The following is a 25,605-nucleotide window of genomic DNA, read 5'->3' as shown; positions in this document are numbered from 1 at the left end:
CTTGCTGTAATCTTAAACTTCAATAACATGTTTTTTCTTTGCTCTTTTATCCCGCCATTGATCAAATAGGAGGAATATTGAAGGTATTAACACAAGAGTAATAAATGTAGCAAAACTCAATCCAAAAACAATAACGATCGCCATCGGTTGTTGAATTTCTGTTCCCTCGCCAAAGCCGAGTGTTAATGGGATTAAGCCTAGGATGGTCGTTAATGCTGTCATTAATATAGGTCTTAGTCGAGTAGGTCCTGCCTCTAAGATTGCCTCGTACGTGTCTATACCTTTAGATTTCAAAAGGATAATATAATCGATTAAAACGATAGCATTGTTAACGACAATCCCCGTTAAAATTAAAATTCCTACTAGTGAACCAACACCTAAGGGTTGGTAAGTGATAAAAAGTCCAACTAAAATTCCTATGACAGTTACCGGAACTGAAAACATAATGATGAACGGATAAAAGAATGATTCGAAACGAGCAGCCATTACCATATATACAAGGACAACTGCTAGTGCTATTGCTCCACCCAACTTGAAAAACGCATCCTGCATTTGCTCGTTTTGACCGCCGAAGGAAATTCTGTATCCAGCTGGGAGTGTCATATTCGTTCGTAAAGTTTCTTCAATATCATTCGTAATACTACCTAAATCTCGCTCTACGATCGAAGCTCTAACCGTAACTTCGCGTAAGCGATCTGCTCTTCGAATTTGGTTTGGACCTTGATCTCGATCAATTGATGCAATCGCGTGTAGAGGAACTTTCTCTCCTGTTGGAGCATCAATTAATAATTGAGATAAATCCTCAATGGAAGTAGTGAAACGATCTTCTACAATTAGACGAACGTCAATTTCATCGCCACTTCTAGCAAGTCTAGTTGTAATTAACCCCCTAGTAGCGTCGTTAATCGTAGCTGCGATTTGGGCACTACCAATTCCGTAAGTTGAGGCTCGATCGCGATTTATATTTACAGTGATTTCTGGATTTCCAGCCGTAAAGTTAGATGCCGGTTCTCTTACACCTTCTACTTTTGAAATCAATTCAATTACTTCATCGGAAATTGTTCGTAACACTCCCGTATCAGATCCTTTAATCGTGATCGACACTGGATCTCCGGTAAAACCTGAATCACTAGCAGAAACTCGGATCTCTGCGTTTGGAATACCGACTAATTTAGTACGAATGTCCTCAGCAACTTGAACATCACTTCGATTTCGGTCAGATAGCTCTTTTAACAGAACGTTATAATTGGCTCTATTTGTTTGAGTACCTGCGGCTAACGAAAAATTATCGGATCCACCAACAGTAACATAAGACAATTCAATATCACTGATATTCTCTAAAACCCGATCAATATCTTGCACCATCTCAAACGTTGCATCAAGGGAGCTTCCGGCGGGTAATCTTGCATCTATACCAACAAACCCCTGATCTTGAGCAGGTAAAAACTCCTGACCAATAAATGGCGTAAGTGCGAAAGATGCTAAAAACGTGATTAAGGTAACGATAATTGTTAGCTTCGGACGTTTTAACACTTTTTGTAAAATCCCTCTATACCAATCGGTCATTCTAGTAAAACCATGTTGGAAAGAGGAAGCTTCATCATTCACCTTCAAAAATGTTGACGATAGAAGGGGAACGATAATTAAAGCTGTAAAAAGACTAGCAAGTAATGAAAAAGCAACACTTAGTGCTAGCGGTTTAAATAATTGTGCGGCTAACCCTTCAACGAAAACAATTGGTAGAAAAACGACTACGGTTGTTAAGGTAGATGCTACAATCGCTCCACCAATCTCACTTGTTCCTTCAATTGCTGCATCTTTTAAGGAATAGCCTAATTGTCTAAGGCGATAAATGTTCTCTAAGATGACAATCGCATTGTCGACCATCATTCCAATCCCTAATGCTAATCCTCCTAGAGTTAACACATTTAACGTTTGACCACTAAAGTACATGAATAGAAACGTTGTGATGATCGAAATAGGAATGGAAAATCCAATAATAAGCGTACTGCGGATGTTTCTTAAAAACATATACAGGACTAGTGCAGCTAGGAAACTTCCCAATAACATGTTCCAAGCAACCGCTCGAATCGATTGTTCTATGAATTTACTTTGATCAAAAATCGCTTTTATTTCTACTCCTTCAGGTAAGTTCCTTTTTATCTCATCTAATCGTTTATTAATCGCCCGCGAAACTGTAACCGTATTAGCTCCAGATGCTTTTAAAATAGACAAACCAACGCTAGGCTCACCATTTAAATAGCTTTCTTGTAAGACAGGTTTTGTAGTGTCTTTAATCTCTACTAGTGTCCCAAGAGGAATTGTTCCTTGTCGTGTTGGAATTGGCAATGTTTCTAAATCATAAATAGAAGTAAATTGACTTGTGATACGAATTGGTAAGTTTTGATTTTGATCCTGTAATGACCCACCAGGAATATTTAAATTTTCACTACCAATGATTTGTTGTAATTGGCTTAAGCTAACGCCAAAACTATTAAGTCTATTTGGATCAACTAAGAGTTGAATTTCTTGTTCTGTTCCACCCTCTACGGTTACTGCAGCAACACCATCAACTGAGTCAAGAAACGGTTTAATCTCATTTTCAACAATTTTTTTAGCGGTAATTAAATCTGCATTTGGCTCAGTAATTGCTAACTGCGTAATTGGTAGTAAACTTGGATCAAAGCGAAGAACCATTGGCATTGGAACCTCACGAGGTAACCCATCTCTTATCAAGTCAAGACGCTCCCGCATGTTCAGGGTAGCAAAGTCCATATCCGTCCCCCAACCAAATGAGACAAGAATTAAGGCACCTCCTGTTCTAGAGGTAGAAGATACAGATTCGACGTTTGGGATACTTGACATAATTTCTTCAATAGGTCTTGTAATAAGTTGTTCAATCTCTTCAGGACCAGCCCCATTATAGGTTACGGTTACTGCAGCAACTGGAAACGTTAGTTCGGGAAACAAATCTACTGGTAAATCACGTAGTGAAACTAAACCTAATATTAGAATTAATACGATCACCATAGACATTGCTACGGGTCTCAAAACGGATAAGCGTGCGATTTTCATTTTAGTCCTCGTTTCGTACAGTTATTTCTGCCCCATCAGTTAAACGTTCTTTGCCCTTATTAACAACTAAATCATCTTTTGAAATACCTTCATGTACTTGAATAACATTCCCACTTCGAATGCCTAATACAACATCTTTTCGCTTGGCAATTCCATCTTTAACAATAAACACGTAAGGGGAGTTTTCATCATAAAGAATAGAATCAATTGGGATGACATTTGCTCTCTCAATTCCCCCTAAATTGATAAAAGCAGTAACTCGCATCCCACCTTTGATACGCTCATCATCATTTGGAATCGGAATCTCTACTTTAAAAAGGTTGGTTTGAGGGTTAATTGTTGGTGAAACAACATCAATCTTACTGTTGATTTCGTTTTGCAAACCTTCGACTAGTATAGTAGCTTGCATTTTTTCTTGTAGCTGGACTACTTGAAAGCTATTTACATTAAATGTAGCGATAATTGGATTTAAGTTTACGACTGTAGCTAGAGCGTTATTTGGTGGAGCAATTTGATTTTCAGTTACATTTAGTTCAGCAATTGTTCCGTTAATAGGTGAGGTAATGCTAGTTGCATCAACAGCCATTTGAGCTTGACGCGCATTTTGTTTAGCTACTTCGAGTTGCATTTCTAATTCACCTACATTTATTTTCGGTAAACTACCCATTTGACCAGCCGCTTGTGTAAGTTCGGCCTGTTTCAGAGAGGTTTCTAAAGATTGCTGGATGACCATTAATAGGGAAACCTCTTCAGTTTCATCGGTTAATCCAGAAATAAGCTCTCTCGACTTTTCTAAAGATCCTTCTAACTCCCGTTGTAGTTTTTGTATTTCAGCTAAGCCAGATTCAGTATTTTTTTGTAGTTGTTTCGCAGCTGAAATCCCTTTTTCAAGTTCCGATACTGCTTTTTGGGCCTGCCTTACTTGATTTTTTAAGATTTCATCATCCAACTTTAGTATTTGCTCACCTTCATTGACGATATCTCCTACTCTTTTGTTAACTTCAATCACATTAAACGGGGTTGAAGTAAAAAGTGGGATGATTGCATTAGGTAAGGCTTGACCAGTTATTTCTAACTTTTGTTCTAAGTTGATTTCTTGAACATAAGTTACGTCAACCGGGATTTTTTGACCGACCGCAGTTTCACTTGTGATGTCCTCAGTTGAACATGCACCTAAAAGTAGTAATGAAGCAATAAAAAATCCGAAACGTTTCAAGGTTTTTTCATCTCCTAATTAATCGACTATGTTTAATATTTGTTAAGCACCTGTATCTATACAATATCAAGTCTAAATGTACTATATTTTTATAGATTAGACAAAGAAAACAACTGTAAACTTTTAGTCCTATTTTGAAAAGAAGTTTAACAAAAAAATATGAGGGTATATAGTTTAAGTAATGGATAATTAAGTTATTCCTATGTACAGAGTGTATAAACTTTGTTTATTTTTTTTCTAATCAGGGGTGTTCAAATTAGAATTATTATTGTATAATTTAGCTAACAACTAACATTTCACATAATAATTATAGATTAGATAAAGAAATTTGAAGGGAGAATTGGAAAATGGTAACTCTATTTACATCCCCAAGTTGTACATCTTGTAGAAAAGCAAAAGCATGGTTAGAAGAACATAACATTGATTTTGTAGAAAGAAATATTTTTGCTGAACCTTTAACGATTGAGGAAGTTAAGGAAGTAGTACGGATGACAGAAGATGGAACTGATGAAATTATTTCCACTCGTTCTAAAGTGTTTCAAGAGTTAAATGTAGAGGTAGAATCTTTATCCTTACAACAATTGTTCAAGATTATTAGTGAAAATCCTGGTCTTTTACGCAGACCTATTATTATTGACGAGAAACGGCTACAAGTAGGTTATAATGAAGCTGAAATTCGTCGTTTTTTACCACGTAAAGTTCGAACATTTTTCTTACAAGAGGCGCAAAGAGCTGCAAACGAATAATATAGCTATGTAATGAACAAGTTGAAAGAGGCAGTCGAGACTGCCTCTTTCTGGTTTCTGTAATCGTTTTTATCAGCCACTCAGTAAGCCTTCCATACAAGAACGAACTGGATAACTGGGAGGCAAAAGCAGCGACTGGTATTTAGATTATGGATTTAGATAAAACTAATTTATGTTTTTTGTTGACCTAAAATACAATGCTATTTTTTCTTAGCTTTTTCATGAACCAACCAGAGAAAAGTACTGCAATTATTAAACTGATTTGCAGAAAAGTGGAGATGAAAGGATGACTAGAGAACAGTTGTGTTAACATTGGTTCATGGATAATCATCTTTGTAGCTGTAAAAGCAAGAATTGCTGCACCACCATAAATAATAATTGGAAATCGATCCATGGCTAATAGAATAATTTTACTTCCCCAAATAATGATGGGTACAGATACTAATAGGCCGACTATAACGAATGTATTGTTCCCATGTGCGGCTCCAGCAACAGCTATTACGTTATCAAATCCCATGACAATATCTGCTATTATAATTGTCTTTATAGCAGCAAGCATTGTTGTTTTCCCTTCTATCTCACGTTCATCCTCCAATTCGGTTATTAGGTGATAGGAAATATATAATAGTAAGGCTCCACCAATAGCCATCAGCATTGGGATTTTAAGTAGATGAACTGCAACCAATGTTAAACTAATTCTAGCGATAATTGCGATACAAATACCAAAGAATATTGCTTTGTTTCGAAGCCTATCAGGTAAGTTACGACATGCTAATGCTACAACGATTGCATTATCCCCACCTAAAACAATATCAATACTAATAATGGTTAACAATGGAATGATTAATTCAAAATCTAGGCTCATGGACACACCTCTTATTTCTTTATTGAATAAATAATTATTATTACCAGTTTCATCATGGCGACATTTTTTAATAAATAATATGACAAAGGGACAACTTATTAACTAAACATATCGCTATCACAAGTAATTCATTCCATTTTTCGAAAAAAAGTTTAGGGAAAATTTCTGTATAAATTTGCTTAGCATATAATTTCCATTCTTAATTGATTTATCATAGAATAGAAGTATAATATATGAAAAGGAAATGCTTTTTAAAGAATAATCTAGGGAATATTGCTTAGATAGTTAGAGAAATTCTAAACCGTTTAACTCTTAAGGGAAAAAGATGACGGGACTGTTACGGTTAAATTTTGAGGGATAATCATCCCTTCCGCCATTGAAATTCGCCAGAAGGGAGAAAAATTATGGAGATTGAAAGATTAAACGAGTCAACGATTAAATTTTATATTACGTATAAGGATATTGAAACTCGGGGCTTCGATCGTGAGGAAATATGGTATAACCGTGAGCGCGGTGAAGAGCTATTTTTTGAAATGATCAACGAGGCAAACGATAAGGAAAATTTTGAACTTGAGGGACCTTTATGGATACAAGTTCAAGCTCTTGATAAGGGATTAGAGATAATTGTTACAAGAGGGCAAATTACCGATGGGAATGTTAGATTGGAAATACCAGTCTCAAATGACCAAGAAAACAGTCCAGTTGATGAAAATATCGTTGACATGCTAGATGATAATTTTATAAAAGATAAAAAACAAGAGGATGAAGAACCGGAACTATTAGATCTAGTTATCGGTTTTGATGACTTCGAAGATATCATTTCATTGAGTCACCATCTTGAAGTAAGAGGCTTTCAAAATGCTCTTTACCACTTTAGTAATCGTTACTTCTTATTTGTAATGTTTACTGATGAATTCCCAGAAGAAGAACAAGACAATATTTTGAGTCAAATTTTAGAATTTGGATATGAATCGGAAATTTCAATTCACCGCATCCAAGAGTACGGTAAAGAAATTATCGCAGAAGAAGCACTACAAGGACTTCGGAAATTATTTACCAAAAAATAAGATGTTGATTTAAACGTTGGGGTCAGACACTTCCTAGAAAAGATAAACTTTGAAAACCCTCAGTATGATGGTCTCAATTATGTGTTATCTTTACGGAAGGGTCGACCCTTTTCTTTGAACAATTCTTCGGTCGGAGTGAGCAAAAACAACATGAAAAAGAAAATACACGTTTTACTGTTTATAGGTCTTATTGGAGCCATATTGTACATAACGAAAGATTACTGGGAAGGCTGGATCGTTGGTGTTGTCAGTATTCTCTTTTCCTTATCTGCTTTTTTTATTACCATCGTTATATTCTTAGAAAATCGTCATCCTTCGAGAACAGTTACTTGGATAATCCTACTGGCTATTTTTCCGGTACTAGGTTTTTTCTTTTATTTAATGTTCGGGCAAAATCATCGGAAAAAGAAAACCTTTACCGAGAAAGCAATAATGGACGAACAAGCGTTGGATCGGATAGAAGGGAATAAACCTCTTAACGAGGATGAGATAGGGAAGATGGGGGAGGACCAACAACTTTTATTTAGACTTGCGCATCATTTAGCTAATAGCCCAATATCGTTTGCTACAGAGACAAAGGTCCTGACCGATGGCAAAGAAACCTTTGGTCATATTTTAAGAGCATTGAAGGATGCTACTAATCACATCCATATGGAGTATTACATTGTTAGAAGTGATGAGATAGGCAACGAGATAAAGGATATATTAATCGAAAAAGCACAGCAAGGTGTCAATGTTCGATTTCTTTATGATGCAGTAGGATGTTTCCAGCTTTCTAAGCATTATGTTCAACAGTTAAAGGCTGCGGGAGTACAGATGGTTGCCTTTGCGCCTGTAAAAATCCCGATATTTAACCACCGTATAAACTATAGGAACCATCGGAAAATTATTGTAGTTGATGCTAATGCCGCTTTTGTTGGGGGCCTAAATATTGGGGACGAGTATTTAGGTAAGAACGATTATTTCGGTCATTGGCGCGACACCCATTTATTTGTAAGAGGTGAAGCTGTACGTTCATTGCAACTAATCTTTCTTCGAGATTGGTATTATATGACGAGAGAAACTTTATTAAAGCAAAGTTATCTTTCCCCAGATCTACCTACGTCTGATCGTCTAGGGGGCGTTCAGATGATCGCCAGCGGTCCAGATACAAGATGGGAGGTAATCAAGAAGCTTTTCTTTTCGATGATTACGTCAGCAAAAAAGTCAATTTGGATTGCTTCACCTTACTTCATTCCAGATGATGATATTTTATCAGCTTTAAAGATAGCCGCTCTCAGCGGTGTTGATGTTCGTATCCTTGTACCAAACCGACCAGATAAACGGATTGTCTTTTATGCTTCACGCTCCTATTTTCCTGAATTACTAGAAGCTGGAGTGAAGATTTATGAATATAACCGCGGGTTTATGCACAGTAAAATTATTATTGTTGATAAAAAGATAGCCTCAATTGGAACAGCGAATATGGACATGAGAAGTTTTCATTTAAATTTCGAAGTTAACGCCTTTTTATATAAAACACAAAGTGTTCATACGCTTGTAGGCGATTATATTTATGATATGGAACATTCTACAATTATTAGTTATGAACTCTTTAAAAAGCGTTCAATCATAAAGCGTGTAACAGAGTCAACCTCGAGGTTACTGTCACCGTTACTTTAGTAGTTATGAGTGTTAAGTATATGGATTGTCTTCGATTAATTAAAACTTGGCACTCATTCTTAATAATCTTAAGGAGGGAGTTTTTTGTTAGTTGCATTAACAGAGAATGACAACATTATTTCTTTAGCTAGTCTTAGGCTAGAAAAGGAAGAGCTACTTCAACTTCGACACGAATGCACTTTTTTATGCCCGGCTTGTCGCAATGAAGTGATTTTAAAACTAGGAACGAAACAGGCATGGCACTTTGCTCATAAGAGTAAACAAAGTTGTACAGATGAATTGGAAGGTGAATCTCCATACCATATTGAAGGAAAGAAACTTCTTTTTGAATGGTTACAAAAACAAAAATTAGACGTTCGCTTGGAACCATATTTACAAGACATAAAACAAAGACCTGATTTATTAGTTACTACTACCAAGCAAACATATGCGATTGAATTCCAGTGCGCAAAAATTTCCCCGCAGTTGTTCAACAAAAGGACATTTACTTATCAAAAAAACAACTTGATCCCTATTTGGATTTTAGGAGGCAACCAGTTAAAACGCCAGCATCGAAATATATATAGGCTTACTAGCTTTCATTGGCTATTTAGCAATAACTATTTTACGAAAAGTCCACCACAAATCCTCTCATTTTGCCCACTAAATAAAACGTTTATTAATCTAAAAAATTTAACTGCAATCTCCTCGAATAATTCAATAACTTCACCATCTTACATATCTTTAAAAGACCTTTCATTACAGAAATTATTTGATTTCGATAAACCATTCCCCGACATAGGAGCATGGCTTGAAGCAAAGAAATTATGGCGAAAGCAACGACTCCATCTTAGCCAATCTCAACAGTTTCTTAGACGACTTTATTATGAAAAAGGACAATCTTTATGGTTATTCCCAAGTGAAGCAGGGATCCCTGTTAGCTTTCATTATTTTATTGAGACACCAACATATATTTGGCAAAGTTGGTTGCTTGAAATTTTTATAAATACAAAAAAGATAGGTGATACATTTCATTGTACATTAGTAAGACGAGCATTTTATACTCTTGTAAAGAAAGGGATATTCCCACTGCGGATGCTTCCGTTATTGGAGAATGGTAGCTACTTTTTGGCGATAGATGGCTACTTAAAATTTTTATGTCATGTAGGTATCTTAACTACAAGAGATCAAGTTATATATGAAAAAACGGCTGAGATACCAACTCAAAAAAATCTAGCACAGGCAATCATAAATGATCGGTACTTATTCTTACGATATCTGCGGATGAAATAGTCATATATTTATTTCGGAAATAGTAATATTTTTTATGATATAAAAAGGATTAATTCTTTTTCATGGCGAACAATATATATGAATATGAACCATTATACTTAAGTGTAACAAGAAGTTTTGAGTATGAAACTTAAGGATACCACTAAGCAATTTCAGCTATTCTTAGGAGAAGGTTCACGAACATTATCTAAACAGATAGTAGTATTTGAGAAATTATGGAGGTGCTAATTTTGGCAGAACAAACAAAAATGAAACAGCTTCCTAAGCGTGAAGAAATACCAGTTGAGCGAACATGGAATGTGGAAGATATTTTTGCAACAACTGAAGCATGGGAAGCAGAATTTAAATCGTTAAAAGAAGAACTACCTAAATTACAAAAATTTAAAGGAACACTGGGAACAAGCAGTGATCAACTGTTCCAATGTCTAAAGTACCAAAATGAACTAAGTATGCGTATAGGGAAACTTTATGTTTTTGCCCATCTAAAAAGTGATCAAGATACAACCAATTCTTTTTTTCAAGGTTTAAATGATAGAGCTTCAACACTAGCATCAGAATTTAGTAATTATTCTTCTTTCATCATTCCCGAATTATTGAGTATGCCAGAAGAGAAAATCAATGAATTTGTTTCAGATAATGATGATTTAAAGACATATAAACATGCCTTAGATGAAACGAATCGTGGTCGTCCACATGTTCTATCAGAGAAAGAGGAAGCTATTCTTGCACAAGTAAGTGAAGTTACTCAGAGTCCTGCGAACACATTTGGAATGCTTAACAATGCTGATTTAAAGTTTCCAACAATTAAAGATGAAAACGGTGAAGACATTGAAGTCACCCATGGCCGCTATATTCGTTTCTTAGAAAGTAGTGACCCTCGTGTTAGGGAAGATGCATTTAAAGCGGTTTACGAGACATATGGAAAATTCAAAAATACATTGGCAAGTACCTTAGCTGGCAATGTAAAGAAAAATTTATTTAATGCGAAAGTTAGGAATTACGAATCGGCTCGTCAAGCTGCTTTAGATAAAAATAATATTCCAGAGATTGTATACGATCAATTAATAGATACAATTAACGAGCATTTACATTTATTACACCGCTATATTTCTTTACGTAAAAAAGCATTAAAGTTAGACGAAATTCATATGTACGACTTATTTACACCTATGGTAAAAGATGTGAAAATGGAAATTCCATATGAAGAGGCGCAAAATTTAGTTACAAAAGGTGTTGAGCCGCTTGGTGAGGAATACGTAAATATTATTAAAGAAGGCTTTCGAAAACGCTGGGTAGATATTGATGAAAATGTGGGGAAACGAAGTGGAGCTTACTCATCTGGTACATATGGTACTATGCCATATATTTTAATGAATTGGCAAGATAACGTTAATAATCTATTTACGTTAGCCCATGAGTTTGGCCATTCGGTTCATAGTTATTACTCAAGAAATGCACAACCATATCATTATTCAGGTTATTCCATTTTTGTTGCAGAAGTCGCATCGACTTGCAATGAGGCATTGTTAAATGATTACTTATTAAAAGTAACAGAGGATAAAAAGAAAAAACTTTACTTATTAAACCATTTCTTAGAAGGATTTAGAGGTACAGTTTTCCGTCAAACAATGTTTGCTGAATTTGAGAAGCTTATTCATGATAAGGCAGCTAGCGGTGAGCCGTTAACACCAGAACTATTAACAGCTACTTATTATGATCTGAACAAAAAATACTTTGGTGACGAAATTATCATCGACGAAGAAATTGGCTTAGAATGGGCAAGGATTCCGCATTTTTATTACAACTTTTACGTTTATCAGTACGCAACAGGCTATAGTGCGGCAACTGCTTTATCTAAGCAGATACTTGAAGAAGGAGAGCCGGCAGTAGCGCGATACATTGAGTTCTTAAAGGCTGGAAGCTCCGATTATCCAATTGAAGTGTTAAAACGAGCTGGAGTCGATATGACAAGTGCTGATCCAATTAAAGAGGCTTTAGCAGTATTTGAGAAGACACTTAATGAAATGGAACAATTGCTTTTTGAATAGAAAAAGCTGACCTAAAAGTTATCAATTCATCTCGTCTACTATTTATAGTGAAGATAATTAATATACATTTACTATAGATGTAGTATTTAGAGGTGAACTGATACTTATCCGGTAAGCCTAAGTTGCCCTTAGCTTAAGTCGCTTAGGGCAACTTAGGCTTTTATTCATGAAAATCCACGAAATCTCCTTTTTTCATTAAAACAGTGAATCGTAAAAATAATCGAAACTAAAAGTAGTGGGGCGGAAAGCAGGATTGGAAAAAACTTCATTAAACTTAAAACAAAAATCCAAAACGATACAAAGATGAAAAGAAGACCAATTAAGAACATACTATGATACATTGTCTGTCCTCCAATTTTAGTTAGAATTTTACTTAATCGTATGTTAAATAAGGACAACTTATTCCAAATGGCTAAAATGTCTAAACATAAACTTTTTTTAGATATTATCAATTCTTGACTTTTTTGTGAAATCATTCACATAGTTATTGAAAATTCTTAAGAGAGTTGGTATATTATACATGTGAAGAAGATCACATAACTCCCCCTAGGTTCATGTGAAAACAGCTCACAAACCCCTTATTTAAATGTTTTAATCCTTACTTTTTGTATGAAACCTTGACAATCAAACGTAAAAAAGGCTAGGTCTCCCCACCAAGCCTTTTTTGCATTTTAGGAAGAAAAAAAGAAAAGAGAACTAGTAAGTATTCTTGCTAGTCCCCGATATATCGCCAAAAAGTTCCGTATTTCACAGGCACACGTTCTACAATTTGTCGTAAAACTAATTTTTTCATCTCTTTTTCAACTTCGTCAATGGTTAAATCATAAGTAACGGCAATCTCTTTAGACGCAACAAAAGAATAGTGCTTTAGAAAATCTTCTAAGAAAACAGGAGCAGAAGCGATAGGTGTTTCGCCAAGCATTTCCTCTAACACTTTTACGTATACATCATAGTCGTAGAGGCCAGTTACTAAAAGTCCATCATCGTCAGCATTGTCATTAAACACTACAATAGTAGGAAATAGCTTAATTCCCATTTCTTTTGTTGTTTTTAAATCAAATTGCAACGTTTTGATGGCACCTTCTGAATGAAGGTCTTTTTTAAACTCTTCTAAATCCAAACCTTGAACACTTTCTGCACACTCTATTAAGATTTCTTCTTTTGAAATGTTTTGCTTGTCTAAAAAAAGTAGCTCTCTTAATTTACGTAAGTATCTAATCCCAATTTGCTTTCCTTGTAATTCAGCTGCCTTAATAGCGATAGAAGCTGCAAATGGAGTCGAAATTGGATTTTCAAGCCAGATGTCACCATCGCAAGACATCCCCGTTTTAGTTGCAGTTCTTTCCCATGCCTGTGCCATATCTTTATGTGACTTTTTTTCATTGCAACATGATAGTTTCCCACCGATTAAATAGCGAATTTTAAAGTATTTACAATAATACATTTGGAGCTTTTTTAAAATAGGCTCAAGTGCCCAACACTCTGGACAGAGGGGATCTATAAAAGTATATATTTCTAATGGCTTTTTAAAAATTGTAGAATTTTCAGTCATAGGCTCATCAAAACTACATAATCCTAACTCATCATTACACGTTGAAGAATTCGAGTCGTTAGAAGACAACTAGATCCCTCCTTTCCATAACTTAATTATTGTGATTTATCATATGATAAGCAGTTTGGGTTAATCGCTCATAAAAATAGTCTCGTATTGGTCCATCGAGTTTTACTTCATCCATCGCCTCACTCATACATTGGAGCCATGCCTCTGCTCTTTCCCTTGTAATAGGAAAAGGCATATGTCTTGCTCTTAACATTGGATGACCATGTTCATCACTGTAAAGGCTAGGTCCGCCAAGAAATTGTGTAAGAAATTGTTTTTGTACCCTAGCAGTTTCGGTTAAATCATTTGGAAAAATCGGAGCCAATTTAGGGTGTAGTTTTACTTTAGCGTAAAAGGTGTCTACTAGCTCATCCAATACTTTTTCTCCACCTATGGCTATATAAGGATTTTTGGGCTGCGAATTCATGATAAGTCTCCTTTAAAAAAGTATGTAGCCCCATTTTAGCAAGGCGAAACATCTATCGCAAATAATTAGCCTACAACTATCGTTCTTATCATGTGCTTTAAGAAAGTTAGTTATGAAACTCAAGAACTCGACCGGAAAAAATTTCATACAAAAAAGCTGCCCCATAAGTGTCAGTTTCCCTTCGAAGATATACTACATATAGAAGTGTATCTTTGTACACGATCTAATGATAGCAGAAGAGGTGACTAATACTTTACTTTGGAACAGCCTCTTTTTAGGCACTAAAAAAGGTGTTTAAAACTTTCGGAACATAATTTCTCGTTTCTTTAAACGGCGGAATTCCACCATGTTTATCAACATTTCCTGGTCCGGCATTATAAGCAGCTAAAGCCAAAGAGACATCACCTTTATAGCGATCTAACATTTGACGTAAATATTTTGTTCCACCTTCGATATTTTCTTTCGGATCAAAGATATTTTTGACGTTTAAACTACGCGCAGTTGCTGGCATTAATTGCATTAGTCCAATTGCTCCTGCATGACTTTTTACGGTAGGGTTAAAGTTAGACTCGTGTTTTATGACTGAATAAATGAGTTTTGGATCAACGTCGTATTTTTTAGCGGCGTCTTCAATATAACTTCGGTATTTTTCAGCTCTATCAGCCATTTTAGTAGGCAAAGGTTGATGATTGATATTTATAGATAATTGCTCATTGTTCATATTGAATTGTGTTTGCAATGGATTAAACCCTAAATCTTTAAGGCTACTTAAGTTTGTTACGAGTTGTGACATATTTTTATTAAATTCATCTTCAAGTACATTTGAAAACACTGATTCGAACGGCGAAGATGTTTGAGTTTGGTTCGCTTGTAAATTACGCAATGCTTGAAGTTGGAATACTTGTTGATAAGATGAGATCTTCAAACAATCACCGCCTTTTAAAAATAAATGTTGTTATTGCTTTTTTTGTTTCATTAAGAAAAACCGTTTAATTTTATTATCGGTTTGTTTTATAGGAATTTTATACTTTGAGAAAATATTTTCAAAAATCTCTTTTCCTATTTTCTCATTTTTTACCTCATACTCTATTTCATAATCATCGACATCAAAATAAAAGCTGTGATCAAAAACAAGCGTGCCTCCTAAATATGGAATCTCAGCTCGATTGGTTTTTAATGACCCTAAATATAAACATTTGCTTAAATCGATTTGAAAGGACTTCTCAAGTTGGGAAGCGATCGATCCAATAGGTATGTTTCCAAAGTTTAATGCTTCTTGTCCTTCATCAATTGTAAGGGATTGATGCGTTTCTAATAAACCGATTTCATTAGGTTGCTTTAAAGTGAGTGTAAAAGTATTATTTTTTTCTCTAATCCTTAAAGCGCTCCCGTGTTTTTTTAATTGAAAGTCGTCTGTATCAAAATAATGATTTATTTGCTGTTGGAAAGCTGTTTTTTCAATAGAGAATCCCTCACATAACAAATTGAATTCAGCTTCTGTGACAATATTTTTAAATTCAATTTCGATTTCCTGATTCACAATAAAACCTTCTTTTAATAGTAGTTTTTTCTTTTGAGTTTAGCTAAGAGCCTCTTTATCATACTATTTTTCATGTTGATTTGGTAGTTGTATATTATCGGAAATTGTTTTTTTGTGATAAACTTAGGGCGTAAAATGTATTTTGGAGGAAATCAAATGGCTAAAAAAATTGAAGTTACAAAATTGATGATTACAGAACGAGACGTAAGCGTATTTGTAGACGATAATTCGGCTCTTAAGGATAAGCATATCCAGCCTGAGGGCAGGATGCTCGCTGACTCTGATCATTTAGCGTTTATCTACATACTTGATGTTGAAGAAGATTTTATTTATGTTAGCTTTCCAGAAACGGTTTGGTCTCATTTAAACATCGCTCTTAATAAAAACTTGCCGTTATTCTTATATACCGACGATGATATTAGAATCCCATTATTACAATTTCAAGAAGAACTACTATATTTTATTTCTAATATTGCAGAAAATAGTAACTATGGTAAAAAAATGGTCGATGCTGTTAGTCATGTATTTTCTATAGAAATGTAACTTTTTGAATTAAATAGGATACTTAAACTATAGTTTTTTTATATCGTATGTTTCATGGGGATGATCCTCTAGCGTGACTTATGCTTATCTTAAAGCTAAGTATCGTTCTACAATAATAGGGGGAAAGATATGAATTGGGATGTTTTTTTAACACCATACAAACAAGCAGTAGATGAAATTAAGATAAAATTAAGAGGGGTACGTAAACAATATAATATGTCGTCGACAAAGCATACCCCTATTGAATTTGTGACTGGAAGAGTTAAACCAATTTCTAGCATTTTAGATAAAGCGAAAAGGAAACATATTCCTATCGAAGAATTAGAATCTAGAATGCAAGATTTAGCTGGAGTTAGAGTCATGTGTCAATTCGTAGAGGATATTGATGCGATCATTAAGTTAATTAGAATGAGAAAAGATTTTGAGATTATTGAAGAACGGGATTATATTTCAGATAAAAAACGAAGTGGCTATCGCGCATACCATTTAGTCATTAAATACCCAGTCCAAACAATTGATGGAGAAAAAAAAATACTTGTGGAAATCCAAATTAAAACATTAGCAATGAACTTTTGGGCGACAATAGAGCATTCGTTATTATATAAATATAGTGGGGAAATTCCAGAAAATATTATCGATCGCTTACAACGGGCTGCAGAAGCTGCATTTCGTTTAGATGAAGAAATGTCTAAAATTCGCGAGGAAGTATTAGAAGCCCAAGTCATTTTTAGAAGAAAAGAAGAGGAACAAAGAAATCATTAAATAACTGTAGTATAGGATTGCTTTGACTGCTCTTGCGCTACAAAAATATTTTAAAATATTTCGTTTGAATAGGAGTTGTTCTGCAAAATGAAGTTTGCAGTAATATCACGGGGCGATGAAACTTCAAATGCCCTGATGCAAAAGATAAAAAACTATTTATTAGAATTTAATCTTACGTATGATCTTGACGAGCCCAATATTGTTATTACTGTTGGTGGCGATGGAACACTTCTTTATGCTTTTCATCAATATACGCACCGTCTTAATGACACCTCTTTTGTTGGAGTGCATACAGGACATCTCGGCTTTTATGCAGACTGGAAACCTGAAGAAGTTGAACGTTTAGTGATTCATATCGCAAAAACCCCTTTTAAAATTGTTGAATATCCACTACTAGAAGTTATTGTTAGACATAACAACTCTACAAAATCTGAGCGGTATTTAGCTTTAAATGAATGTTCTGTAAAAAGTGTCGTTGGTTCTTTAGTAATGGACTTAGAAATTAAAGGTGAATTGTTTGAAACATTCCGTGGCGATGGCTTATGCATATCTACACCATCGGGAAGTACTGCTTACAATAAAGCACTAGGTGGTGCAATTTTACATCCTTCACTAGCATCAATCCAAATAGCTGAGATGGCTTCAATTAATAATCGAGTTTATCGGACGATCGGTTCACCACTCGTTTTGCCGCAGCACCATACATGTTTGTTAAAGCCACTAAATGATGTTGATTTTCATATTACAATCGATCATCTATCAATGGTAGAGAAGAGTGTAAAGTCAATTCAATGCCGTGTTGCTGAAGATAAAATTAAATTTGCTAGGTTTCGCCCTTTCCCATTTTGGAAAAGAGTAAAAGAATCATTTATTAAATAAGGCTGTTAAATGAATGATTACAAGTAATAAAACTTAGAAATGTTGCTATTTATAAACCTCTCAATGTCAAAGAGGGGTTAATAAACTTTAAGAGGGTAAAATTATGCAGGAAATAATCATTCAATGGCATGTATCAGCTACGTTTCATAATTGCTTATTAAGAGATTTTTTAAGAGAAAAAAAGTTGTCTCGGCAAGCTTTGACAGATGTAAAGAGAAGCGGCTCCTTGCTAATTAATAGTAATCACGTTACTGTGCGGGCTCTAGTAAAAAAAGGGGATCAAGTAACTGTTGTTTTCCCTCCTGAACAACGGAGCGCTAGCTTAAAGGCAAGAGAGATTCCTTTAAGTATATTATACGAAGATGAACATCTTTTAGTTATTAACAAACAACCAGATTTACCAACGATCCCATCAATTTATCATCCGGAACGCTCTTTAGCAAATGCCGTTCTCTTTCACTATGATAAAAATAAAATTCCTTGTACTTTTCACGCAGTAAATCGTCTTGATCGTGATACTTCTGGCCTACTCATAGTTGCTAAGCATCGCTTTGCTCACGATTTGTTAACAAAGCAACAAAAAATGGGGAAGATTAATAGGACTTATCTTGCCATTGTTCACGGGCATTTAGTTAATGATTGTGGAATTATTAACCTACCTATTGGCAGGAAAAAAGAAAGTATTATTGAACGGGAAGTTCGTACGGATGGGCAAGAGGCAGTTACCAATTATCAAGTTATTAAGCGATTAGAAGAAGAAACAGTAACGGAACTTTCCTTAGAAACCGGGAGAACTCATCAAATTCGCGTACATCTGGCACACTTAGGGCACCCATTACTTGGTGACGATCTTTATGGTGGTAAATTAACAAAGATAAAACGTCAAGCCTTACATAGTTGGCAGTTACGTTTCTTTCATCCTTTTTTAGAGAAGGAAATGTATTTCTCTGTAGAACCACCAAATGATATGTTGGAGATTATTAAGTAATCATGCCGTGCAATCTAAAAAAATACGAAGCAGGCTATTGCGTCGCTTCGTATTTTTCGATATTTGAAATCAAAAACTGCAATATTTCCATTTCATTCTCATCGCTAATAACCACTTCAACTTTGTTTACCAACTCTTCCTGATCAATTTCTGCGTTGTACACGAATGATTCGGAAATGAAGTAACTTTTGTTGGCGTCAATATAGAAAGGTTGTTTCTCTCCGTTCGTATAAGCAAAATCAACAGTCGACTCAGTGCCAATCGCCTCCTGTAAAGTTTCATCATAAATGATAAATTTAGCATAAAGTGGCCCTACTTTTTTCCGATTTTCATTTTCAAGTAAAACATGGAAATTAATTAAGGAACGTTCCTCATCGATAATCACCACACTTTCATCAGAGTTAGGAGAAATCTGTGACTCGTTGCCGCAGGCCGAAAGAAAAAATGTAAAAACTAAAATAATGGGCATTATAGCTTTCATGACTTTCATCCTTTCAAATAGATGTATTTGTCAAAACCTTTATAGACACGCCTTATTTTTGCTAATTGGAGTTAGTCAGCAAAGGCTCTAAACTTTTCAGGGACCATTGCTTGTTTTGATGGAACAGAGATCGTTTCTTTTTCAGGGTAGCGGAAGGCAGTAAGTTTTCCACCGAATACGCAGCCAGTATCAATATTTATTGTTTCATTAATGATACGTGGCTCCCTAACGGGTGTATGTCCATAGACGATAAACGATTTTTTTTCGTGATAGTTTTTCGCCCAGTCGCGGCGAACAGGTGAACCATCTGGATGTTGCTCTCCCGTTATATCGCCATATAAAACAAATGTTTTAACCTTTTTATCTGTTCTGCCTATGTAGTCAGATCTTATCCCAGCGTGAGCAATCACAAGTTTTTTTTCATCTAAAGTAAGGTATAGTGGTGCATTTTCATATAATTCGATGTACTTAGAACGAATTAGCCCGTACTGTTCTTTAGACAATGACTTTAGTTCGGCGACAGTTGTTTCTAGGCCATGAGTTTCTTGAACCTTACGTCCTAAAAAATATCGATATAATTTATCACAATGATTACCAGGTGTATAGTAGCCAACTTGCTTTTTTACGGTCTCAAAAACAGTCTCAATAACTTGTAAGGAATTCGGGCCACGATCTGTTAAATCACCTACAAAAGCAAGCTTACGACTATTGGGATGGACCGGGTATGTTTTAGACCAATCGTAGCCTAGTTTTACCGTAAGCTCTTTAAATTCCTCATAACAGCCGTGAATATCACCAATTACATCAAACATTTTAATCACGTCTTTCTATAGTAAAGTTTAAGTAAAATCATTCATAGCATTTCAGACTATGCCAAAACATATACTTTGAACATAGCGGATTTCCCCAACTAAAAGTTAGAGTAAAGTAGTCATATGAAATGGTTATTGATGTTATAGAAAACAAAAAGAAGCTTTTATTGACAAAATTATACTGTTCTCTTATGATTGTAAAATGTTTTGGCTAATTAAACAATGAATAAAGGTGTGTGAAGTTTTGTTTACTTTAGACCTACCTGTTACTAATCCTGTGCTAATCTTTGCATTAGCAATGGTTATTTTCTTAGTGGCCCCAATGTTAATGAATAAATTAAAAATCCCTGGGATTATTGGTTTAATAATTGCTGGTATCATTGTTGGGCCTAACGGTCTTGGTGTTTTAGATCGTGATCCCACTATTGTATTATTAGGTACTGTTGGACTTTTATATATTATTTTCATTGCAGGATTAGAAATTGACTTAGAAGGATTTAAGAAATATCGAAATCGAAGTATCACTTTTGGGTTGTTGTCTTTTACGGTTCCATTCATCTTAGGGACGGTATTAGGAGTTATTTTGCAGTATTCTATGCCAGCTGCAATTTTATTAGGATCTATTTTAGGCTCACACACATTATTAGCTTATCCTATTGCTAGTCGTCTTGGGGTGGCCAAAAATAAGGCGGTCACAACTGCGGTAGGCGGTTTGATTATGACTGACACACTAGCACTATTAATATTAGCAATTATTGCTGGCATGAAACAAGGGGAAATTACAGCTTTGTTTTGGGTTCAATTAGGAACCTCATTATCCCTTTTCGTTTTTGTTGTGCTAGTCGGAGTACCTATACTAGGAAAGTTTTTTTTCCGAAATGTGAGTAGTCAAGGTTCTATGGACTATTTATTTGTTATGTCAATTTTGTTTGTTTGTGCTTTCCTAGCTACTGTTGCTGGAGTCCAACCAATAATCGGTGCTTTTTTAGCTGGTCTTGCGTTAAATCGATTAATATTTGAACAAGGACCGTTAATGAATCGGATTAAATTTGTAGGAAATGCCCTATTTATTCCTTTTTTTCTTTTGTCAGTAGGTATGCTAGTTGATTTTCGAGTTCTGATTGAACATCCACAGGCACTACTATTCGCCTTTTCTATTGTCGTTTTAGTTAACGTCGGGAAGTGGTTTGCAGCTTGGCTCTCAGCAAAGATTTACAAGTATAGTAGGGATGAATTGAATATTATGTACGGTTTAACAATTCCGCAAGCAGCAGCAACGCTAGCTGCAACCCTTGTGGGATTCGAATTAGGATTGTTTAATTTAGCTATTGTAAATGGGGTCATTATCATGATTTTGGTTACTTGTTTAATTGGACCATACATGGTGGAAAAATATAGTCGAAAAATTGCTGAATATGAAGAAGAACAGCCCTATGAGCGAAATACGGCACCAGAAAGAATATTAATTCCTCTTGCTAATCCTAATACGATTGAATCCTTATTAGATTTGGCCTTTATAATAAAAACACCTACTTCTTCAGAACCTTTATATCCTATTTCTGTAGTAAGCTCTAGTGGTGGAGGAGAAGTAAGTAAAGTCGCAGAGGCAGAAAAAATGCTTGGTCATGCAGTAATGTATGCAGCCGGAGCAGATATTCCAATACGTCTTTTGACTAGAGTTGCCCATAATCCGGCAAAAGGAATTATCCGTTCCATAACAGACACGCGAATCTCAACCGTTATCGTTGGTTGGAACGGGAAAGCGGCAACATCGCGAAAAATTCTAGGTGGGGTCATAGATCAAGTATTAGAACAAACGAATCAAATGATACTCGTAACGAAATTAACTCATCCTCTAAATACAATGAAGCGGTTGATCCTAATCTTACCGCCAATGATCGTAAGAAAACCAGGTTTTAAAGAAACGATTCGGATTGTAAAAACGATAGCAAGTCAGTTGGGAGCTAGCTTGCTCTGTCTAGTGATAAAGGGAGACCAAAATTATTATAAAAAAATAATTGAGGAAGAAAAGCCTAAGTTGAGTTTTACGTTGGAAACAATTGAAAAATGGTCAGATCTTCAGGAAAATTATTTTCACCGCTTTAAAGATGATGATTTGCTAGTTGTTATTACCGCACGCCGTGGTACTATTGCTTGGCATCCGTATTTAGAAAAGCTACCGAGAGAAATTGCAACTGTTACAAATGAAAGTTTTATTTTTATCTATCCAGAAGAAGAAGAAAATATTGATTTGCGAGGAGCAAGAGGTACGACATTGCCCACAACAGTTCTTCCAGATAGAGAATATGAGTAATACACAAAGGCAAAACTAAATCATGAGGTGATACTAATGGATTTAGAGATCATTTGTCCTAGTTGCAATAAAAAAGAGGTTATTGAGCAAGTTTTAACTGCACAATCAAATCAAAATGTCATTTATGAATGTCCACATTGTCATTATTTAAAGCGAAATATAGAAACAAGAAAAGGATAAGTCTACTATGACTTATCCTTTTTGCATAATAAGTGAGGTAATTTAAAAAACAATTCTTTGCTAAATTTAAGGTCCATGCTATAATTATTAGGACCAAGTACTAATAACAACTATTACATTTAAATAAAGGAGGATTTTTTGATGAAAATATCGTTAGAAAATCGCACGTTTGTTGTCATGGGTGTCGCTAATAAGCGTAGTATTGCCTGGGGAATTGCCCAGTCTCTATCAAAAGCTGGAGCTAGGTTAATATTTACATATGCAGGAGAAAGACTGGAAAAAAATGTGAGAGATTTAGCGAATACATTAGATCGAGACGACTTTTTAATTCTTCCTTGTGATATTTCAAGTGATGAAGAAATTTCAAAAACATTTAATTTAATTAAGGAAGAAGTTGGCGTCATTCATGGGATTGCTCATTGTATCGCATTTGCAAACAAGGATGAGTTAGAAGGCGAATATTTAACTACGACTCGTGAGGGCTTTTTACTAGCGCAAAACATTAGTGCGTACTCGTTAACTGCAGTTGTAAAAGAAGCTAGAGGGTTAATGACCGAGGGGGGAAGTATAGTTACATTAACCTACTTAGGCGGAGAGCGAGTTGTAAAACATTATAATGTCATGGGTGTGGCAAAGGCTGCTTTAGACGCTAGCGTTAAATATTTAGCTAACGATCTTGGGCAAGAAGGAATTCGCGTTAATGCGATATCAGCAGGACCAATTCGCACATTAGCGGCAAAAGGAATATCAGACTTTAACGAAGTTATGAAAGAATTTGAAACAAATGCACCACTTCGAAGAGCTGTAACTCAAGAAGAGGTTGGTGATACGGCGCTCTTTTTAATGAGTGACATGTCAAGAGGAATTACTGGCGAGTTACTACACGTTGATGGCGGCTATAACATTATTGGTTTAATGAAAAACTAAAGACGAAGGGTGGTGACATATTTATGTCGCCACCTTTTTTTATGCCTTAGAAGATGTCTGAATTTACTTTGACGAACCTCTAAAATTCGTAGAGTTTTACGGCGAAGAGAAGGGAGAACTAGCGAGTTTACATAGGTGTTTTTTGTTTAAAAAAATTTCCACTAACCAAAATAATGCTTTACTCATATGTATACTAATATGATAGATACAGTCATGACTACAAAATATAAAATAGTGAAGGTGGGTATCATCTTGATCACCATTTCAACTTTTGAATTTATCTTGCTTTGTTTGGCTACGTTTCGTTTCACTAGGTTAATAGTCTTTGACTCCATTACCATTTTTTTAAGAAAACCATTTCATGAAATGATCGAAGAAACTGATGAAGAAGGCCAGGTTGCAACATATTTGCACATAAAAGGTGATGGCTTAAAGTATTGGATTGGCGAACTGTTAAGCTGTTATTGGTGTGTTGGAGTTTGGGTTTCAATTTTTATAGTTATATTGTACTTAAATTTTCCTTCTATAGTGGGGGGAGTAGTGCTCATTTTTGCGATAGCCGGTGTAGCCTCAATTATTGAGATGATTGTTAGTAGATTAGTTGATTGAAAGAAAAAAGGTCACTTTATTACGTGACCCTTTGTTACATAAAGCCTGATTTTTTACTAGCCATAGTCCGAAATATGAAAGACTTTGAGTTTTGTTTTTGTGCAACGGTTTTTATCCAATTATTTTTAATGTTCTTATTTGTGATTGGATTGTACAAATCGCCATGGGTGTTCATTAGTTGATTAATAATCTGGTGGTGATTTTTAACGGCGGTATCGATCATACTCTTTCCATGTTTTCGATAATGAAATAAAGGTTCTTCAATTGAAAAGCCATGCCAGCCATTCTTTGCTAAGTTGATCCAAAATTCCCAGTCTTCATATCCATAAATATAATTTTCGTTATAGCCCCCAACTTGCTCCCATGCTTTTTTTCTAAACAATGATGTAGGAGAAACGATATTACGATAAAGCAACGTGTAAAAATTATACTTTGGCGGAATATAAATATCGTTAACATCTCCGAAAAAACGCGTCCCCATTGATACAAAACCAATCTCGGCATTATTTTCTAATATCTTCACTGTTTTTTCAACCGTTTCTGGGTCTATCACGTCATCAGCATCTAAAGGTAGAATATACTTTGCAGCTGAAGCTTTAACGGCCGTGTTTCGAGTGGCAGATATTCCTTTATTCTCTTTGTGATGAATAATTTTTATTGAAAGTTGACTTAATTGCTCGAGTTTCTCTAATGTGAATAGGTCAGTTGACGCGTCATTAACAACGATGACTTCAATGTTTTGATAGGTTTGATTCAATGCCGAGTTGACCGCTTCCTCAAGGTAAAGACCATAGTTATAACATGGTATTATGATACTAACTAGCGGATTTTGGGTATTTTCCATCTACTCGACCTCCAAAATGATGCGTCATTCGTATTATCATATGAAGGAAGTTAGAAGTAGTGACATACCCAAGAGAATTGATTAATTTATAGTGTTATCGAAATGCTATTTAAAGATTTTGTACCAGAGGTTAACTGTTCAAAGTAACAATAGCCTTCAACAATTATTTGCTTTATTGAATTTAAGTTAGTAAAGGTAATGTCAAATCCTGAAAATATTAGCTTTTCTCCAGGTTTTATTTCTTTTGTTTGTTTTGGTTTCAGCCAAAGCTCCCCTTGGTTAGTCCACTTTACTCGCCAATCCTGATGAAGATATGACCATTCTTCAAATGAGTCTATTAGTTTATCACCGGCACCGCCAACTTCACCGATTTTTCCACCGATTAAAGTTAGTTTAGGTTCGTTAGCTTTTAAGCAAATAATTGGCGTAGATAAGGTTACAGTTCCGGTATTTTTCAAAATAAAGCTTCCATAGATAAGCGGGGTACCTTCCTTATCTTGAATGAGTGAGTAATTGAAATAAGCAGTAACATTAATTATATTTTCTATTTGTTTTTCTTTCACGGGTTCGTTATCTAGAGCTTTGGATTGTAGTGCTTGTGATAATAGAAGTTCATATTTTTCGCTAAGAAATTTATACTTGGCGGCTTCAGATTGATAATAAATAATTTTTTGCCTTAGCTCAGCTGAATTGAAGGATTTCCTTTTATTTGTTTCCAATCTTTCTCAACTCCCCTTAGAATTTCCTT

Annotated in this window: 24 protein-coding genes; 13 read left to right on the top strand and 11 right to left on the bottom strand. The window is 35.2% G+C overall.

Annotated elements, in window-relative coordinates; genetic code table 11:
• Window positions 1-12: 12 nt before the first annotated feature.
• Together ACK4M9_RS20560 and ACK4M9_RS20555 are read right to left on the bottom strand one after the other, a co-directional pair.
• Entirely contained in the window at window positions 13-3,075 is a 3,063-nt protein-coding gene (locus ACK4M9_RS20560) for an efflux RND transporter permease subunit (protein ID WP_409854614.1), read from the bottom strand.
• Window position 3,076: 1 nt separating this feature from the next.
• A complete protein-coding gene (locus ACK4M9_RS20555; protein WP_409854613.1) occupies window positions 3,077-4,291 on the bottom strand; it encodes an efflux RND transporter periplasmic adaptor subunit in 1,215 nt (404 codons plus the stop codon).
• Between the two features lie 347 nt (window positions 4,292-4,638).
• Here ACK4M9_RS20555 and spxA point away from each other — a divergent pair, with 347 nt between their 5' ends.
• Window positions 4,639-5,037 (top strand): transcriptional regulator SpxA, encoded by a 399-nt coding sequence (gene spxA, locus ACK4M9_RS20550; protein WP_409854611.1) that lies wholly within the window; start codon window positions 4,639-4,641, stop codon window positions 5,035-5,037.
• A 187-nt stretch (window positions 5,038-5,224) separates the two neighbouring features.
• Here spxA and ACK4M9_RS20545 read toward each other — a convergent pair whose 3' ends face one another.
• Window positions 5,225-5,902, bottom strand: a complete 678-nt coding sequence (locus tag ACK4M9_RS20545; protein ID WP_409854610.1) for a TerC family protein — start codon at window positions 5,900-5,902, stop codon at window positions 5,225-5,227.
• A gap of 404 nt (window positions 5,903-6,306) precedes the next feature.
• Here ACK4M9_RS20545 and mecA point away from each other — a divergent pair, with 404 nt between their 5' ends.
• The 4 genes from mecA (at window position 6,307) to pepF (ending at window position 11,951) form a co-directional block, all read left to right on the top strand.
• Window positions 6,307-6,969, top strand: coding sequence for an adaptor protein MecA (gene mecA / locus ACK4M9_RS20540; RefSeq protein ID WP_409854609.1), 663 nt, complete (start codon window positions 6,307-6,309; stop codon window positions 6,967-6,969).
• Window positions 6,970-7,119: 150 nt separating this feature from the next.
• On the top strand, window positions 7,120-8,631 hold the full coding sequence (cls, locus tag ACK4M9_RS20535; RefSeq protein ID WP_409854607.1) for a cardiolipin synthase: 1,512 nt from the start codon (window positions 7,120-7,122) through the stop codon (window positions 8,629-8,631).
• Between the two features lie 84 nt (window positions 8,632-8,715).
• Entirely contained in the window at window positions 8,716-9,903 is a 1,188-nt protein-coding gene (locus ACK4M9_RS20530; RefSeq protein WP_409854606.1) for a competence protein CoiA, read from the top strand.
• Between the two features lie 230 nt (window positions 9,904-10,133).
• On the top strand, window positions 10,134-11,951 hold the full coding sequence (pepF, locus tag ACK4M9_RS20525) for an oligoendopeptidase F (RefSeq protein ID WP_409854605.1): 1,818 nt from the start codon (window positions 10,134-10,136) through the stop codon (window positions 11,949-11,951).
• 712 nt (window positions 11,952-12,663) lie between these two features.
• On the opposite strand, the gene ACK4M9_RS20520 is transcribed toward pepF, so the two are convergent.
• The 4 genes from ACK4M9_RS20520 to ACK4M9_RS20505 all read right to left on the bottom strand — a co-directional run bounded on the left by ACK4M9_RS20520 (window position 12,664) and on the right by ACK4M9_RS20505 (window position 15,518).
• A complete protein-coding gene (locus tag ACK4M9_RS20520; RefSeq protein WP_409854629.1) occupies window positions 12,664-13,503 on the bottom strand; it encodes a ClpXP adapter SpxH family protein in 840 nt (279 codons plus the stop codon).
• A 91-nt stretch (window positions 13,504-13,594) separates the two neighbouring features.
• Complete coding sequence (locus ACK4M9_RS20515) at window positions 13,595-13,978, bottom strand: globin domain-containing protein (RefSeq protein WP_409854603.1); 384 nt, start codon at window positions 13,976-13,978, stop codon at window positions 13,595-13,597.
• Window positions 13,979-14,252: 274 nt separating this feature from the next.
• Entirely contained in the window at window positions 14,253-14,903 is a 651-nt protein-coding gene (locus tag ACK4M9_RS20510; protein ID WP_409854601.1) for a lytic transglycosylase domain-containing protein, read from the bottom strand.
• 30 nt (window positions 14,904-14,933) lie between these two features.
• The gene (locus ACK4M9_RS20505; protein ID WP_409854599.1) at window positions 14,934-15,518 is read right to left on the bottom strand and encodes a CYTH domain-containing protein; all 585 of its coding nucleotides are present in this window, start codon (window positions 15,516-15,518) and stop codon (window positions 14,934-14,936) included.
• A 156-nt stretch (window positions 15,519-15,674) separates the two neighbouring features.
• Between ACK4M9_RS20505 and ACK4M9_RS20500 the strand changes: the two genes are divergently transcribed.
• The 4 genes from ACK4M9_RS20500 to ACK4M9_RS20485 all read left to right on the top strand — a co-directional run bounded on the left by ACK4M9_RS20500 (window position 15,675) and on the right by ACK4M9_RS20485 (window position 18,690).
• Complete coding sequence (locus tag ACK4M9_RS20500; protein WP_409854598.1) at window positions 15,675-16,061, top strand: UPF0738 family protein; 387 nt, start codon at window positions 15,675-15,677, stop codon at window positions 16,059-16,061.
• A gap of 129 nt (window positions 16,062-16,190) precedes the next feature.
• Complete coding sequence (gene yjbM / locus ACK4M9_RS20495; protein ID WP_409854597.1) at window positions 16,191-16,823, top strand: GTP diphosphokinase; 633 nt, start codon at window positions 16,191-16,193, stop codon at window positions 16,821-16,823.
• Window positions 16,824-16,910: 87 nt separating this feature from the next.
• Window positions 16,911-17,702: an NAD kinase gene (locus ACK4M9_RS20490; protein WP_409854596.1), complete on the top strand. Its 792-nt coding sequence runs from the start codon at window positions 16,911-16,913 to the stop codon at window positions 17,700-17,702.
• Window positions 17,703-17,805: 103 nt separating this feature from the next.
• On the top strand, window positions 17,806-18,690 hold the full coding sequence (locus tag ACK4M9_RS20485) for an RluA family pseudouridine synthase (RefSeq protein ID WP_409854595.1): 885 nt from the start codon (window positions 17,806-17,808) through the stop codon (window positions 18,688-18,690).
• 34 nt (window positions 18,691-18,724) lie between these two features.
• Here the strand turns inward: ACK4M9_RS20485 and ACK4M9_RS20480 are convergent, their stop codons facing one another.
• Together ACK4M9_RS20480 and prpE are read right to left on the bottom strand one after the other, a co-directional pair.
• Window positions 18,725-19,171: a hypothetical protein gene (locus tag ACK4M9_RS20480; protein ID WP_409854593.1), complete on the bottom strand. Its 447-nt coding sequence runs from the start codon at window positions 19,169-19,171 to the stop codon at window positions 18,725-18,727.
• Between the two features lie 71 nt (window positions 19,172-19,242).
• Window positions 19,243-19,983: a bis(5'-nucleosyl)-tetraphosphatase PrpE gene (gene prpE / locus ACK4M9_RS20475; RefSeq protein WP_409854591.1), complete on the bottom strand. Its 741-nt coding sequence runs from the start codon at window positions 19,981-19,983 to the stop codon at window positions 19,243-19,245.
• Window positions 19,984-20,227: 244 nt separating this feature from the next.
• Here prpE and ACK4M9_RS20470 point away from each other — a divergent pair, with 244 nt between their 5' ends.
• From ACK4M9_RS20470 to ACK4M9_RS20455, 4 genes are all read left to right on the top strand, one after another.
• On the top strand, window positions 20,228-22,297 hold the full coding sequence (locus ACK4M9_RS20470) for a cation:proton antiporter domain-containing protein (protein ID WP_409854590.1): 2,070 nt from the start codon (window positions 20,228-20,230) through the stop codon (window positions 22,295-22,297).
• Window positions 22,298-22,333: 36 nt separating this feature from the next.
• Window positions 22,334-22,477 (top strand): hypothetical protein, encoded by a 144-nt coding sequence (locus tag ACK4M9_RS20465; RefSeq protein ID WP_409854589.1) that lies wholly within the window; start codon window positions 22,334-22,336, stop codon window positions 22,475-22,477.
• A gap of 141 nt (window positions 22,478-22,618) precedes the next feature.
• Window positions 22,619-23,404, top strand: a complete 786-nt coding sequence (gene fabI / locus ACK4M9_RS20460) for an enoyl-ACP reductase FabI (RefSeq protein ID WP_409854587.1) — start codon at window positions 22,619-22,621, stop codon at window positions 23,402-23,404.
• Between the two features lie 252 nt (window positions 23,405-23,656).
• The gene (locus tag ACK4M9_RS20455; RefSeq protein ID WP_409854585.1) at window positions 23,657-24,013 is read left to right on the top strand and encodes a DUF1360 domain-containing protein; all 357 of its coding nucleotides are present in this window, start codon (window positions 23,657-23,659) and stop codon (window positions 24,011-24,013) included.
• Window positions 24,014-24,047: 34 nt separating this feature from the next.
• Here ACK4M9_RS20455 and ACK4M9_RS20450 read toward each other — a convergent pair whose 3' ends face one another.
• Both ACK4M9_RS20450 and ACK4M9_RS20445 read right to left on the bottom strand, forming a co-directional pair.
• Window positions 24,048-24,857: a glycosyltransferase family 2 protein gene (locus tag ACK4M9_RS20450; RefSeq protein WP_409854584.1), complete on the bottom strand. Its 810-nt coding sequence runs from the start codon at window positions 24,855-24,857 to the stop codon at window positions 24,048-24,050.
• An 86-nt stretch (window positions 24,858-24,943) separates the two neighbouring features.
• Window positions 24,944-25,576: a hypothetical protein gene (locus ACK4M9_RS20445; RefSeq protein ID WP_409854582.1), complete on the bottom strand. Its 633-nt coding sequence runs from the start codon at window positions 25,574-25,576 to the stop codon at window positions 24,944-24,946.
• Window positions 25,577-25,605: the final 29 nt, after the last annotated feature.

Origin of the sequence: Anaerobacillus sp. (assembly GCF_046314235.1) — a bacterium.
Classification (GTDB): Bacteria; Bacillota; Bacilli; order Bacillales; family Anaerobacillaceae; genus Anaerobacillus.
Note: the sequence above shows the minus strand (reverse complement) of the source record. Positions and strands in the feature narration are given on the sequence as shown.